Genomic DNA, 14,293 nt, shown 5'->3' with positions numbered 1-14,293 from the left:
GCCATCCCAGTCGCAAGACGGCGACGGCGTTAGCGGGCCAACGGGGCGGCTCTTGGGTCATTCCCTCCAGGCGAACGTCCTCCCGCGCAGACTGGCTACCGACTTAACCCCAAGGTACATCATGAAAGAAGGCATCCACCCGGATTACCGCGAAGTCCTGTTCCGTGACATGACGCCCGGCGTCGACTTCGAATTCATCACCCGCTCGACGATCCACACCAAGGAAACCGCCGAGAAGGATGGCAAGACCTACCCGCTCGTGAAGATCGAAACGTCGTCGGCTTCGCACAACTTCTACACCGGCGAACAGCGCATCATGGACACGGCTGGCCGCGTCGACAAGTTCCGCCAGAAGTTCGGCAACCGCGCCGGCGGCAAGATCGCCTAAGTTTCATCGGCGACGCGCCAGACAACGCGATGCGGGGCCCGGCAGACACTGGCGGGCCAGCACATCAGGGGCAACACCCCGGCGTTGTGGAAAGCATCGGAAAAGGGCAGCTCAGGCTGCCCTTTTTTGTTGGGTCTGGCCTGCGCCATGGCATGGGTTACTGTCATACTGTCGGCTTTTCCGGTGTCCGCACGTGTTCCCGTAGCGTTACCCCAAGCATCACCCCAGGTTTCACCCCCGAGCCAGTTCCGGCTCGCTCCCTGAGTCTTCCCGATCCGGCCGCCGCGCCGGTCCTGTCGTCTGGCCTATGAAACGAGTTCGCATCACCGCCTCCGCCACCAGCGCGCTACCGCGTTCGCTGCTGATCGCCATTTGTGTCATCTATGTGCTGGCGGGGTTATTCGGTCGCGATCCGTGGAAGAACGAAGATGCTGCCGGCTTCGGCATCATGTGGACGATGGCGCACGGTCAGTTGTCTGACTGGTTGCTGCCGAACATCGCCGGCAAACCCATCTACGACAGCGGCCCCCTTGTCTCGTGGCTCGGTGCGCTCGCTATTCGCACGTTCTCCTGGCTCGACGCGCCCGACGCCGCACGCATCGTCACCGGCCTGTGCTTCTACATCACCTGCACGTTCATCTGGTACGGCACCTACCTGCTCGGCCGTCGCCCGGAAGTGCAACCATTCAAGTACGCATTCGGCGGCGAACCGGAGCCGCGCGACTACGGACGCACGCTCGCCGACGGCGCGCTGCTGATCCTGCTCGCCTGCTTCGGGCTAACGGAGCGCGGGCACGAAACCACCTCGACGGTCGGACAGCTCACGCTCATCTCGATGGCCATTTACGGCCTCGTTCGCAGTCTCGACAAGCCGCGTCAGGGTGCGGTGTGGTTCGGCCTCGCGCTGGGTGGGATGGCGCTCGCGTCGTCGCCACTGATGACGCTCTCGCTCTGGATCGCAGGCATTGCCACGGCCGTGGTGTGCCGCGCCCTGCCGCTGCGCATGCTGCTTCTGGTCTCCACGCCGATCGCATTGCTTATTGCCTGCACCTGGCCACTCGCCGCGCTCAAATTTGCCGACGGCGCGCGCCAATGGCTCGGCGAATGGGCGGATATCGGCGTAGACGCGTTCAGCGGCCCGACACTCAACTCGCTCAGCTATATCGCCAAGAACCTCGCGCTGTTCGCCTGGCCGGCATGGCCGCTCGCAGCGTGGTCTCTGTACTCGTGGCGCGGCATGCGACGTGCCCCGCACATCGCGATTGCGCTGGCGTTCACCATCGCGATGCTTGTCTTGATCGTGCTGCAAGCGCAACAGGGCAACCAGTTGTTCATGCTGGCCCTGCCGCCGCTATCGGTCATCGCCGCGTTCGGCCTGCCCACGCTCAAGCGCGGCACGATCAACGCCATCGACTGGTTCGCAGTGCTGTCGTTTACCGTCCTGGCGGGCTTCGTCTGGATCGTCTGGCTGGCAGGCATTACCGGCTTCCCGGCGTCCACGGCGCGCAACCTGCGGCGTCTGGTGCCGGGCTTCCAACCCGAATTCAGCTGGATCACGCTGTTCAGCGCCCTGCTCGTCACGGGCGCCTGGGTCGCGCTGGTGGCATGGCGTGTGTCGCGCAGCCCGAAGGTACTGTGGCGCAGTGTGGTGCTGTCTTCCGGCGGCACCACCCTCATGTGGGTGCTGCTCATGACCCTGTGGCTGCCGGTCGTGAACTACGGCAGAACGTATCGCGACGTGGCCGCGCAAATCGCCGCCCATCTGCCCGCGGATTACACCTGCATTCGCACCGCGCGCGTGGGCGACGCACAGTTGGCCTCGTTCGCGTATTTCGGCAAGATGCGCTTCGGCTCGGCCAACGACGATTGCGACGTGCTGCTGCGCCAGGACTCGCAAGATTACAGCGAACCGCTGTCGCTCGCGCCGTATGAATGGCGTCAGCTCTGGGAAGGCCGCCGTGCCGCCGACCGTGACGAGCGCTTCCGCCTCTACGTCTTGCAAGAGCGTCCGTGGCGCCGCGCCGCGCGCCCGCGCTGATCGCCTGACGCCATGTGGCATGACATCAAACGCATTGCCGGGCTGGCCTGGCCGGTCCTGATCGGCCAGTTGGCCGTCATCGCCTTCGGGGTGATGGACACGGCGATGGTCGGACGCGCGTCTGCATTCGATCTCGCATCGCTCGCCCTTGGCGGTTCGATCTACATCACCGTGTATGTCGGCCTGATGGGCATCCTCGTGGCGCTCTCCCCGATTGCCGCTCAGCTGTTCGGTGCCGGCGAGCGCGAAGCCATTGGCGAGGAAGTCCGCCAGGCGATCTGGCTTGCCTTGTTCCTCGCTGTGCCGGGCGCCCTGCTGCTGTCGCATCCGCAGTTCATTCTGCAACTCTCCGAAGCCTCCCCGGAACTCGAAGCCCGCGCAAGCGCCTATCTCCAGATTCTCGCGTTCGGCTTGCCCGCCGCCCTGCTCTTTCGCGTGTACTCGTCGCTCTCGACGGCCGTGGCACAGCCTCGCATCGTCATGATGATTCAGGTCACGGGACTGGCGCTGAAAGTGCCACTGAATCTCGCGCTGATTTATGGCATCGAGCGACTGGGGATTCCCGCGCTCGGCAGCACGGGCTGCGCCATCGCCACGACGGCGATCAACTGGGTGTCGTGCGCACTGGGGCTCACGCTGATGGCACGTCATGCGAAGCTGCGCGAGTTCGGCATTTTCGCCCGCTTCTGCTGGCCGCACTGGCAAGCCATTCGTGCTCTGCTCAAGCTGGGTGTGCCGATGGGCCTGAGCTACCTGATCGAAGTGACGGCGTACTCGTTCATGGCGATTTTCATTGCCCGTCTGGGCGACGTGACGCTTGCCGGCCATCAGATTGCCGCGAACCTCGGCGCGCTCATGTACATGCTGCCCATGTCGATTGCGATTGCGACGGCGACGCTCACCGCGCAGGCCATCGGCTCGCGCGACTTTGCGCTGGCGCGTCTGGTCGGACGGCGAGGCGTCGAGTTTGCCGGCACGCTCGGCCTGATACTCGCCGCGCTCATGTGGTTCTGCCGCCCGCTGATTCTGGCGGCCTACACGTCCGACGCACAGGTGGCGGTGGTCGCCACACCGCTACTGGCCATCGTCGCGTTCTACCACCTGTTCGATGCCCTGCAAGTGAACGCCGTGTTCGTCCTGCGCGCATGGAAGGTGGCAGTCGTGCCGACCATCATCTATGCCGTGTCGTTGTGGGGCGTCGGCCTCGGCGGCGGTTATGTGCTGGGATTCGACGTCGGCGGTCTGTCACCCACATGGCTGCACGGCGCAGCAGGCTTCTGGTTCGCCAACACGGCAAGCATCGCTATCGCCGCCGTCGGGTTGCTGCTTTATCTGCACTGGGTCGTGCGGGTGAAGTGCAACGACGTTGATGTATCGATCGCAAGATAGCGGCTTCGTCAGACAGTCAGGGGCGGCAGTGGCTTACGCGCCCCTCCCCCATCGAACACAAGTTGTACGACAACAAAATCGCAGGCGCCACGAGCGATGCGTGGCACCGCCCTCTGTCGCTCAGACCGTTAAATTCTGGCTCCTTCAGTAAAAACGGGTAAACCCGCAAAGGCATAGACGCGAACTTTCCATAGAATGTTGTCTGACGACATACAACAAATGTGTGTCATGACATCTCACTCCTTTTGGTCTGATCAACGTCTACCCGCCATGAGCCGAACCCCCATCGTCACCGATCTGCGCGTTGTCCCCGTCGCCGGCCGCGACAGCATGCTACTGAACCTGAGCGGCGCGCACGGCCCCTTCTTCACGCGCAACCTGATCATCCTTCAGGACAGCGCCGGACACACCGGCGTTGGCGAGGTGCCCGGCGGCGAAGCGATCCGCCAGACGCTCGACGACGCACGCCCCTATGTGGTCGGCCAGTCGATCGCGAACCTTCAGGCGATCCTCGGTCGGACACGTCGCGTCTTCGCCGATCGCGATTCCGGGGGACGCGGTTTGCAGACCTTCGACCTGCGCACGACCATTCATGCGGTGACAGCGCTCGAGGCAGCACTGCTCGATCTGCTCGGCCAGCATCTCGAGGTACCCGTCGCGGCTTTGCTGGGCGAAGGTCAGCAGCGCAGCGAAGTCGCCATGCTCGGGTACTTGTTCTTCATCGGCGACCGACACGTCACCGACCTGCCCTACGCGGATAACAAGGCAGCACGCGACGACTGGGAACGTGTTCGCACCGAGGTCGCCATGACGCCCGACGCTGTCGTGCGTCTGGCCGAGGCTGCCCACGCTCGCTACGGCTTTCAGGACTTCAAATTGAAAGGGGGAGTGCTCGACGGCGACGCCGAAATCGAAGCGGTCACGGCACTCGCCAAACGCTTTCCGCAGGCACGTGTGACGCTCGATCCGAACGGTGCATGGTCGCTCGCCGAAGCGGTCCGACTATGCCGCGACAAGCACGACGTGCTGGCCTATGCCGAAGATCCCTGTGGGGCGGAGAACGGCTACTCAGGCCGTGAAGTCATGGCGGAATTCCGGCGCGCCACAGGCTTGCCGACAGCCACCAACATGATTGCCACCGACTGGCGTCAGATGGGTCATGCGATTCAATTGCAGTCCGTCGACATACCGTTGGCCGATCCGCACTTCTGGACGATGCAGGGCTCTGTGCGCGTCGCGCAGATGTGTCATGAATGGGGCCTGACGTGGGGATCGCACTCGAACAATCACTTTGACGTCTCGCTGGCGATGTTCACGCATGTCGCAGCGGCTGCACCGGGCAAGATCACGGCCATCGACACGCACTGGATCTGGCAGGATGGCCAGTACCTCACGAAACATCCGCTGCAAATTGTCGGCGGCAATGTTCAGGTGCCGACGGTGCCGGGGCTCGGGGTCACGCTGGACATGGATGCCGTCGAAGCAGCCCATGCGCTCTATCTCGAACACGGCCTTGGCGCACGCGACGACAGCGCGGCCATGCAATACCTCGTGCCCGAGTGGAAATTCGATCCGAAGCGACCTTGCCTCGTGCGCTGATCGAAGGGACTCACGGTGAGGTGGCATAAAAATCCGCCTCACCCTGTCATCGCCCCCTTATGCACCAGATTCACAGATTTTTCCAATAACACGCGAAAAATCCGCACGACTTATTAAGACAGGATCATTGAGGGAAATTCGCGCTCCCGGCACCGCCGAAAGGTCTCATTGCAAGGCCTCGAAACACGAATGAGACAGGCGTCAGAAGATAAAAAAAGCCCAGGCATCAGCCTGGGCTTTCTTCGTTTGGCGGAGCGGACGGGGCTCGAACCCGCGACCCCCGGCGTGACAGGCCGGTATTCTAACCAACTGAACTACCGCTCCAAACTTGCTGCAGCATCGTGATGTGACTCACTTTGCTTTCCTGCTCGTTGTCCGGCATTGCCGCACTTTCATGCGCAAATCACCGAACTTCGTGGGTTTTGGCGGAGCGGACGGGGCTCGAACCCGCGACCCCCGGCGTGACAGGCCGGTATTCTAACCAACTGAACTACCGCTCCAAAACCGACAAAAAAACCCGCCAAACTTTCAGCGGGCTTTACGCCACAAACTGCTGGCATTTTCAAACTGACACCGACTCGCTACCGGCATCAATTCTGGCGTCCCCTAGGGGATTCGAACCCCTGTACTCACCGTGAAAGGGTGATGTCCTAGGCCTCTAGACGAAGGGGACAAAATCGTCAAAACTTTGTCTGTTTCGCTTTACTGCATTTCGCGAAGAACGCTATTCTAAACAACATTTCTTCGCTTGTGAAGCTTTATTTTCAAGTTTTTTGCATCGTTTTTGCAAGAATCTTGCTCTTCCGACGCAGCCTGAAAATCAAGCTTCTGAATCCGTGGTGGAGGTAAGCGGGATCGAACCGCTGACCTCTTGCATGCCATGCAAGCGCTCTCCCAGCTGAGCTATACCCCCCGAACAGAGAAATGAGATTCTAATGACAAACCCATTTCCTGTAAATACCCTTCTCGCATTTTTTCCGCATTATTTTGCCGATCCGTGCGATGGATGAAAAAACGGCGACTCAGCAGAGTCGCCGTTTTTCCTTCTCCTGACGGCACGCCCGAAGCGCGCCGTCAGGCATCATGCCGACACCGGAATTACTGGGCGTCGCCTTCGCGCTTGACCAGCGCCGGGCCACCCTGCTTTTCTTCGTCGGTGAGCGCCTTGTGCGACAGACGCAGACGGCCCTTGTCGTCCTGCTGGATCACCTTCACGCGCACCGGCTGACCTTCCTTCAGGTACTCGTTGATGTCCTTGATGCGCTCGTTGGCGATTTCGGAGATGTGCAGCAGACCGTCCTTGCCCGGCAGCACCGAGACAATGGCACCGAACTCGAGCAGCTTCAGCACGGTACCGTCGTACACCTGACCGACTTCGACTTCCACGGTGATCAGTTCGATGCGACGCTTCGCTTCGGCGATACCTTCGGCGCTCGGGCTGGCGATCGTCACGACGCCGTCGTCCGAGATGTCGATGCTCGTGCCGGTTTCTTCCGTCAGTGCACGGATCACCGAACCGCCCTTACCGATCACGTCACGGATCTTTTCCGGGTTGATCTTGATGGTGACCATGCGCGGCGCGAATTCCGACAGCTCGGTGCGCACGCCCGACTGGGCTTCCGTCATCTTGGCGAGGATATGCAGACGGCCTTCCTTGGCTTGCGCCAATGCGACCTGCATGATTTCCTTCGTGATGCCCTGGATCTTGATGTCCATCTGCAGTGCGGTCACGCCATTCGACGTACCGGCCACCTTGAAGTCCATGTCGCCCAGGTGATCCTCGTCGCCGAGAATGTCGGTCAGCACGGCAAACTTGTTGCCATCGAGGATCAGGCCCATGGCGATACCTGCGACCGGCGAGGTCAGCGGCACACCGGCGTCCATCATGGCGAGGCTACCGCCGCACACCGATGCCATCGACGACGAACCGTTCGACTCAGTGATTTCCGACACCACACGCACGGTGTAACCGAAATCGTCTGCCCCCGGCAGGCAAGCCACCAGCGCGCGCTTGGCCAGACGTCCGTGACCGATTTCGCGACGCTTGGGCGAGCCCACGCGACCCGTTTCACCCGTCGAGAACGGCGGGAAGTTGTAGTGCAGCATGAAGCGATCACGGTACTCGCCTTGCAGCGCGTCGATGATCTGCTCGTCGCTCTTGGTGCCCAGCGTAGCCACCACCAGCGCTTGCGTTTCGCCGCGCGTGAAGAGCGCCGAACCGTGAGCACGCGGCAGCACGCCGGTGCGGATCGAGATCGGACGCACGGTGCGCGTGTCGCGGCCGTCGATACGCGGCTCGCCTGCCAGAATCTGGCTACGCACGATCTTGGCTTCCAGATCGAACAGGATGTTGCCGACTTCGATGTCGTCCGGAGCAGCTTCGCCCTTGGCCGTTGCGGCTTCGCCCAGCTTGGCGATGACATCGCTGCTCACGGCACGCAGTTGTTGCGTGCGTGCTTGCTTTTCACGCGTCTGGTAAGCGGCGCGCAACGGGCCTTCGGCCAGTTCGCGCACTTGTGCGATCAGTGCCTCGTTCTTGGCAGCCGGGGCCCATTCCCACTCGGCCTTGCCGCCGTCGCGCACGAGGTCGTGAATGGCGTTGATCGCCGTTTGCATTTGCTCGTGGCCGAACACCACAGCGCCCAGCATCACGTCTTCCGGCAGTTCCTGCGCTTCCGATTCCACCATCAGCACAGCTTGTTCCGTACCAGCGACGACCAGGTCGAGCTTCGACTTGGCGATCTGCTCGCGCGACGGGTTCAACACGTACTGGCTGTCAACGTAGGCAACGCGTGCAGCGCCGACCGGGCCGTTGAACGGCAGACCCGAGATGGCCAGCGCAGCCGACGCACCGATCAGGGCCGGGATATCGGCCGGCACTTCCGGGTTCAGCGAAACGACCTGCACCACGACCTGAACTTCGTTGTAGAAGCCTTCCGGGAACAGCGGACGAATCGGACGGTCGATCAGGCGCGACGTCAGCGTTTCGTTTTCCGACGGACGGCCTTCACGCTTGAAGAAGCCACCCGGGATCTTGCCGGCGGCGTAAGTCTTTTCCAGATAGTCGACGGTCAGCGGGAAGAAGTCCTGACCTGCCTTGGCCTTCTTGGCGCCCACGACCGTGGCGAGCACGACGGTATCGTCCATATCGACGAGCACAGCGCCGGATGCCTGACGGGCAATCTCACCGGTCTCCATGCGAACCGTGTTTTGTCCCCATTGGAAAGACTTCACGACTTTATTGAACATTTGCACTCCTATATCGAATCGCGCGAATGCAGCAGCGGCGCGATATCGCTGCCGGGGTGATCCCGACGCCTTACAGGGGGGAGTGTTATGCCATTCCAGCGTTGCTCGGCGCGTTGCCGTGCGTGTCAGAGGCGACCCTGGAATGACACAAGCCCTGCTTGCCGACGAGGCCCCGTAAACCGGGAACCCGGCGCGATGGCCAGGTTTTTGAAGACCCGAAGATGTCCTCATGACATCCATCGGGCAATGCCCAAAAACAAAATGCCTGCATCAGCACGCTGATACAGGCATCTCGTCGTAATCGTAATCGCTTACTTACGCAGACCCAGCTTCTCGATCAGGGCGCGGTAGCGGTCCGCATCCTTGCCCTTGAGGTAATCGAGCAGCTTGCGGCGACGGCTCACCATGCGCAGCAGACCGCGGCGGCTGTGGTGATCCTTCATGTGTGCCTTGAAGTGCGGCGTCAGTTCGTTGATGCGCGTGGTCAGCAGCGCAACTTGCACTTCGGGCGATCCGGTGTCGTTGGCGGCGCGGGCGAATTGCGCCACGACGTCCGACTTCTTGGTGGTTTCAACAGTCATTTCATTTCCTTTGGAGACATGCGGTCACGGAAGAAAGGCCGTGCCGTGAACTTACAAAAACATGCGCGGCGTTGCCGCACATAAACAAAACTGCAAGTGCGCGATTATACGGGAGTTGCTATCCAGATGCCACATTTTTCCACGCTTCGCCGCGCTGGGCGGGCCTAACCGATGGATTCGGACGTCGAAAATCGCGATCTTCCCGGAATAATCAGGGAAATTTCCATCAATTATCCGGAAAATCGCAACAAATCGAGACGCCATCGGCCCCGGCCGGCCTCCCCCCTCGCCGAATCAGCGCTGGCGAGCCATCCGGCAAGTGCTGGGCAGCGCCACCTTGCTCGCGGGCAACTCCATCACCGTCTTGAAACCGAAGCCCGATCCTTCGTTATCGAACTTCACGCCCGGCTCGCCCGCGCGACGCATGACCGAGACGTACAGCGGCTCGATCATCTGATGGTCGTTGGCACGCATCCAGGCGTCGGCCGGGGCTTCGCGAATCCGGCGATTCTCAAGCGCACGCGCCACCGTCGTGACATCGGTCGTGCCCGCCTGCTCAAGCGCGGCGGCGATCATGTCGATCATCACGCTCATGCGCAGCAACGCATAGTCGTCGCGCGCTTCGGGATAGCGCGCACGAAACGCCTTGTAAAACGCATCAGACGCCTCGCCCCCCACGTTCGGGTGCCACTCGGCCACCGCATACACGCGCCCCACGCCCGCCTCCCCCAGGGCCGCCGGCGCGCCCAGCGCGTTGCCGTAGAACGTGTAGAACTTGAGTTCCACCCCCTGCTCGCGCGCCGCTTTCACGAGCAGCGTCAGATCGTTGCCCCAGCTTCCGGTCACCACCGTGTCGGCACCGGCCGCGCGAATCCGCGCGAGATAAGGCGTGAAATCCTTCACGCGCCCGACCGGGCTGAACTGCTCACCCACGATCTGCACGTCGGGACGCTTCGCACCGATCATCTGACGGGCGAGACCGGCGACCTGCCGGCCAAAGCTGTAATCCTGATTGAGCAGGTAGACCTTCTGGATGCTCGCGTCGTCTTTGATCGCCTCGGTCAGCGCCTGCATCCGCATGGCGGCATTGGCGTCGAACGCGAAATGCCAGAAACTGCACTGTTCGTTGGTCAACGCCGTATCGACGGCCGAGTAATTGAAGAACAGCATGCGCTGCCCCGGCTCGCGGGCGTTTCGTTTGTTGATTGCATCGATCAGTGCCGACGCGACGGCCGAACTGTTGCCCTGCAAGACGAACGGGATGCCGAGATCGCCGGCGGCCTTGAGCTGCACCAGGCTATCTTCAACGGCGCCCTTGCTGTCGAACACCGTCAGTTCCAGCGGATGCGCGCCGTCGCGCAACTTCACCCCACCGCGCGCATTGACGCGCTCGATGGCGAAGCGCAAATTGTGTTCGACCATGGCGCCGGCGTTGCCGAACGGCCCGCTCATCCCTTCGATGAGGGCGAGGCGGATCGGCGGCGCCGCGTGCGCAAGTCCGGCCACTGCCAACAGGCCGACGGCGCACAACATCGCGCACGAACGCGCCAGCAAGACTTGAACTTTCATCGGGGCCCCATTAACTGTCTCGGCGCGAATCATAACGTCCCGGCCCCCGTGGGGCAAGCCGAGACGCCCCACGATGAGGCACACGGAGGTATGCTATCGGCATGCCGCTCTGCGGCCCTTTTCCATTGACGCGAGGCCATCCATGAAGCATCTCCCCCAGGCACGCGCGGGCATCGCATTCCCGACAACATCACGTTCCGACACGCCTCCCCTGACCTCACGCCGCGTCGCCGCGCTGCGCTGGCTCGCCGCCGGCGCGCTCACGCTGTCGCTGACCGCCTGTTTCACGCCCCCGTGGCAGCAACTGCCGCCCAGCGCGTCGCAGGCCGAGGTGCAGGCGCAATTGGGCAAGCCGAAAGAGGTCTACCCGCTCGCTCCGGGTGTCACCCGCTGGCTCTATCCGACCAAGCCCTTCGGCGAAGAGACGATCGCAGCGGACTTCGATGCTCAGGGCCGCTTGTTGAGCACCACGCAAGTGCTCTCGACGCAGGAGTTCAACAAGGTCGAAATCGACAAGTGGACGAAGACCGACGTGCTGCATCACTTTGGCGTGCCCGTCGAGACGTCGTATTTTCCGCTCATGAAGCGTGAAGTCTGGACCTACCGCTTCAAGCAGGACGAGGTCTGGTACTCGATGATGAACTTCTATTTCGACCCCGACGGCGTGGTCAAAACCACACAGATCAGCCCCGATCCGCTGCGTGAGAAACGGGACAACAACCTGTTCTGACGCGGCTTCCGCCCCTCGCCATCGCCGCTCGGAATCACTCAGAACCAATCGAAGCAAAACGCCCGCATACCGGACTTCCGGATGCGGGCGTTTTACCGGATACCGCGACCCTCGACACGATGGCCGCGGCATCGATCACGGTGTGAGTTGCGGGTTGAGCTTCTCGGCCTTCGAATACAGCTTGTTGAGCGCCGACAGATACGCCTTGGCCGATGCCGCGACGATATCCGGGTCGGTGCCCACGCCGTTCACAATGCGCCCGGCCTTCGACAAACGCACCGTTACCTCACCTTGCGATTGGGTGCCGGTCGTGATGGCGTTGACCGAATACAGCAATTGCTCGGCACCGCTCTTCACTTGCGACTCAATGGCGTTGAGCACCGCATCGACCGGCCCGTTGCCTTCGGCCTCGCCGATCAACTCCTTGCCTTGCGCCGTGAACACCACGCGGGCGCTCGGGCGCTCGCCCGTCTCGGAATGCTGCGCCATCGACACGAGATAGAAATGCTCGCCACGCTCGGCCTGCGCTTCGTTCGAGACGATGGCCAGAATGTCTTCGTCGAAGATCTCGGATTTCTGGTCGGCCAGTTCCTTGAAGCGAGTGAATGCAGCATTCACCTCCTGCTCCGACTCCATCTCGATGCCCAGCTCCTGCAAGCGCTGCTTGAACGCATTGCGGCCCGAGAGTTTCCCGAGCACGATCTTGTTCGCGGTCCAGCCCACATCTTCCGCACGCATGATCTCGTAGGTGTCGCGTGCCTTGAGCACGCCGTCCTGATGGATGCCCGACGCGTGAGCAAATGCATTCGCGCCCACCACCGCCTTGTTCGGCTGAACGTTGAAACCGGTGATCTGCGAGACCAGCTTCGAGGCCGGCACGATCTGCGTGGTATCGATACCCAGTTCGAGACCGAAGTAGTCCTTGCGGGTCTTGAGCGCCATCACGACTTCTTCGAGCGACGTGTTGCCCGCGCGCTCGCCCAGACCGTTGATCGTGCACTCGATCTGACGCGCACCGCCCAACTGCACGCCCGCCAGCGAATTGGCGACGGCCATGCCCAGGTCGTTGTGGCAGTGGACCGACCACACCGCCTTATCCGAATTCGGCACGCGCTCACGCAGCGTGCGCACGAGCTGGCCATACAGTTCCGGCACGCCGTAGCCCACCGTATCGGCCACATTGATGGTCGTGGCGCCCTCGTGAATCACGGCTTCGAGCACGCGGCACAGGAAATCCAGATCCGAACGGCTGCCGTCTTCCGGCGAGAATTCGATGTTGTCCGTGAACTGACGCGCATACCGCACCGCAAGCTTCGCCTGCTCGAACACCTGATCCGGCGTCATGCGCAGCTTCTTTTCCATGTGAAGCGGCGACGTGGCGATGAATGTGTGAATACGCGACGAGTTCGCGCCCTTGAGCGCCTCGGCGGCACGGGCGATATCGCGATCGTTCGCGCGGGCGAGGGAACAGACCGTGCTGTCCTTCACGATGCCGGCAATGGCCTGAATGGCGTCGAAGTCGCCGTTCGAGCTGGCGGCAAAGCCCGCTTCGATGACGTCCACACGCAGACGCTCCAGTTGGCGCGCGATGCGAATCTTCTCATCGCGCGTCATCGATGCGCCCGGCGACTGTTCGCCGTCGCGCAGGGTCGTATCGAAAATGATCAGCTTATCGGCCATGACTTTCTCCTGTGGGGATCTTGTAGGGTTCGGTTTGTTCTTGATGTCTCGATGCGGCGTACCCGCGTGCCGAATGACGCGCCGGCGCCCACGCCCCGCCGTCATGGCGCAAGCCAGACAGCCGGCGGATCGTCCTGCGGGCGGGCAACTACCGGGAGGGAATCAGCGCGCGACGCGCTCGCAGGCATGGCCGGCCCGCAAGCGGGAAACGGCATGGCGGCATAGCAATGGCGGTGCGAGAGAAAGGCCCGAAGCCGGGGTGACGCCTGAAATCATGAGCGCCAATATAGTCGCAATCAGGTGATTTCGCAACGCGCAGCGCGGGCCGCAAGCCGCATGCAGACGGGCGCGCGCCGGTGCCGGGCCTGAGCGACCACCCAAATGAAACAGCCCGGCACAGGGCCGGGCTGGGCATCACGAAACGTACGCCGGATCAGGCCGGCGGAATGCGCAGCACCTGTCCCGGATAGATCTTGTCCGGACTGGAGAGCATCGGCTTGTTGGCTTCGAAGATGACGTTGTACTTGTTGGCGTCGCCATAGACCTTCTTCGAGATGGCGGACAGGGTGTCGCCCTTCTCCACGGTGTGATACGACGCTTCGGCCGAAGCCGTCGACACCGACATCTTGTCGTCCACCTTCTCGACGCCCTTCACATTGCCGCAGCACAGCAGAATCTTTTCCTTGGTCGCCTGATCGGCGGCCACGCCGAACACGGTCACCGTCCGGGAGGCACCGTCGAATGTCACGGTCAGGCCAGTGGCATCCAGATTCTGCGTCTTGATGTAGTTCTCGATGGCCTCGGCAGCCTTGCGGTTGGCGTCGTCCGCATCGGGGCCCGGTGCGGGGGCCTCGGCGGCCTGCGCCTTGCTGCCCAACAACGCTTCGCCTGCTTCTTTTACGAAGTCCAGAATGCCCATGATTTCTCCTTCGTCACGTAGAACAACGGAAACGGCACCGGAACCGCCGGATTTACCACGACATGCCCGGAGCCGAGGGGGTACTTCTGAGCCTGCATTCGCAAGACTACAGCATCGCCGTGCGAATTCGCGTGACAACACTGACAGCCCG

The 14,293-nt window shown here is 62.1% G+C and carries 10 protein-coding genes and 4 tRNA genes; 5 read left to right on the top strand and 9 right to left on the bottom strand.

What is annotated here, in order from left to right:
• Positions 1-121 precede the first annotated feature (121 nt).
• The 4 genes from PI93_RS13160 (at position 122) to gudD (ending at position 5,414) form a co-directional block, all read left to right on the top strand.
• A complete protein-coding gene (locus PI93_RS13160; protein ID WP_010806078.1) occupies positions 122-388 on the top strand; it encodes a type B 50S ribosomal protein L31 in 267 nt (88 codons plus the stop codon).
• A 307-nt stretch (positions 389-695) separates the two neighbouring features.
• Positions 696-2,426, top strand: coding sequence for an ArnT family glycosyltransferase (locus PI93_RS13155; protein ID WP_039374148.1), 1,731 nt, complete (start codon positions 696-698; stop codon positions 2,424-2,426).
• Positions 2,427-2,438: 12 nt separating this feature from the next.
• On the top strand, positions 2,439-3,815 hold the full coding sequence (locus tag PI93_RS13150; RefSeq protein ID WP_039374149.1) for an MATE family efflux transporter: 1,377 nt from the start codon (positions 2,439-2,441) through the stop codon (positions 3,813-3,815).
• Between the two features lie 270 nt (positions 3,816-4,085).
• On the top strand, positions 4,086-5,414 hold the full coding sequence (gene gudD / locus PI93_RS13145) for a glucarate dehydratase (protein ID WP_039374150.1): 1,329 nt from the start codon (positions 4,086-4,088) through the stop codon (positions 5,412-5,414).
• A gap of 247 nt (positions 5,415-5,661) precedes the next feature.
• Here gudD and PI93_RS13140 read toward each other — a convergent pair.
• The 7 genes from PI93_RS13140 to PI93_RS13110 form a co-directional block, all read right to left on the bottom strand.
• Positions 5,662-5,738: transfer RNA gene (locus tag PI93_RS13140), tRNA-Asp, on the bottom strand.
• Positions 5,739-5,837: 99 nt separating this feature from the next.
• Positions 5,838-5,914: transfer RNA gene (locus tag PI93_RS13135), tRNA-Asp, on the bottom strand.
• 97 nt (positions 5,915-6,011) lie between these two features.
• Positions 6,012-6,087 (bottom strand) — tRNA-Glu (locus PI93_RS13130).
• A 164-nt stretch (positions 6,088-6,251) separates the two neighbouring features.
• A tRNA-Ala gene (locus PI93_RS13125) sits at positions 6,252-6,327 on the bottom strand.
• Positions 6,328-6,512: 185 nt separating this feature from the next.
• Positions 6,513-8,669 (bottom strand): polyribonucleotide nucleotidyltransferase, encoded by a 2,157-nt coding sequence (pnp, locus tag PI93_RS13120; protein WP_039374151.1) that lies wholly within the window; start codon positions 8,667-8,669, stop codon positions 6,513-6,515.
• 305 nt (positions 8,670-8,974) lie between these two features.
• On the bottom strand, positions 8,975-9,244 hold the full coding sequence (gene rpsO, locus PI93_RS13115; RefSeq protein ID WP_010806083.1) for a 30S ribosomal protein S15: 270 nt from the start codon (positions 9,242-9,244) through the stop codon (positions 8,975-8,977).
• A gap of 294 nt (positions 9,245-9,538) precedes the next feature.
• Positions 9,539-10,813, bottom strand: a complete 1,275-nt coding sequence (locus PI93_RS13110) for a branched-chain amino acid ABC transporter substrate-binding protein (protein WP_039374152.1) — start codon at positions 10,811-10,813, stop codon at positions 9,539-9,541.
• Between the two features lie 142 nt (positions 10,814-10,955).
• Between PI93_RS13110 and PI93_RS13105 the strand changes: the two genes are divergently transcribed.
• Positions 10,956-11,543: a hypothetical protein gene (locus PI93_RS13105; protein WP_080759396.1), complete on the top strand. Its 588-nt coding sequence runs from the start codon at positions 10,956-10,958 to the stop codon at positions 11,541-11,543.
• A 135-nt stretch (positions 11,544-11,678) separates the two neighbouring features.
• Here PI93_RS13105 and PI93_RS13100 read toward each other — a convergent pair whose 3' ends face one another.
• Together PI93_RS13100 and lysM are read right to left on the bottom strand one after the other, a co-directional pair.
• Entirely contained in the window at positions 11,679-13,223 is a 1,545-nt protein-coding gene (locus PI93_RS13100; protein ID WP_039374154.1) for a 2-isopropylmalate synthase, read from the bottom strand.
• 433 nt (positions 13,224-13,656) lie between these two features.
• Entirely contained in the window at positions 13,657-14,142 is a 486-nt protein-coding gene (gene lysM, locus PI93_RS13095; protein ID WP_039374155.1) for a peptidoglycan-binding protein LysM, read from the bottom strand.
• Positions 14,143-14,293 lie beyond the last annotated feature (151 nt).

It is taken from the genome of Pandoraea fibrosis (assembly GCF_000807775.2).
GTDB lineage: Bacteria > Pseudomonadota > Gammaproteobacteria > Burkholderiales > Burkholderiaceae > Pandoraea > Pandoraea fibrosis.
The sequence above is the reverse complement of the archived record's forward strand: the minus strand, read 5'-3'. Positions and strand labels throughout refer to the sequence as shown.

Bases quoted from the DNA above. Each gene is read 5' to 3' on its own strand.
- PI93_RS13100 (WP_039374154.1), bottom strand. From the start codon at position 13,223: ATGGCCGATAAGCTGATCATTTTCGATACGACCCTGCGCGACGGCGAA.
- PI93_RS13105 (WP_080759396.1), top strand. From the start codon at position 10,956: ATGAAGCATCTCCCCCAGGCACGCGCGGGCATCGCATTCCCGACAACA.
- PI93_RS13110 (WP_039374152.1), bottom strand. From the start codon at position 10,813: ATGAAAGTTCAAGTCTTGCTGGCGCGTTCGTGCGCGATGTTGTGCGCC.
- gudD (WP_039374150.1), top strand. From the start codon at position 4,086: ATGAGCCGAACCCCCATCGTCACCGATCTGCGCGTTGTCCCCGTCGCC.
- lysM (WP_039374155.1), bottom strand. From the start codon at position 14,142: ATGGGCATTCTGGACTTCGTAAAAGAAGCAGGCGAAGCGTTGTTGGGC.
- rpsO (WP_010806083.1), bottom strand. From the start codon at position 9,244: ATGACTGTTGAAACCACCAAGAAGTCGGACGTCGTGGCGCAATTCGCC.
- PI93_RS13160 (WP_010806078.1), top strand. From the start codon at position 122: ATGAAAGAAGGCATCCACCCGGATTACCGCGAAGTCCTGTTCCGTGAC.
- PI93_RS13150 (WP_039374149.1), top strand. From the start codon at position 2,439: ATGTGGCATGACATCAAACGCATTGCCGGGCTGGCCTGGCCGGTCCTG.
- PI93_RS13155 (WP_039374148.1), top strand. From the start codon at position 696: ATGAAACGAGTTCGCATCACCGCCTCCGCCACCAGCGCGCTACCGCGT.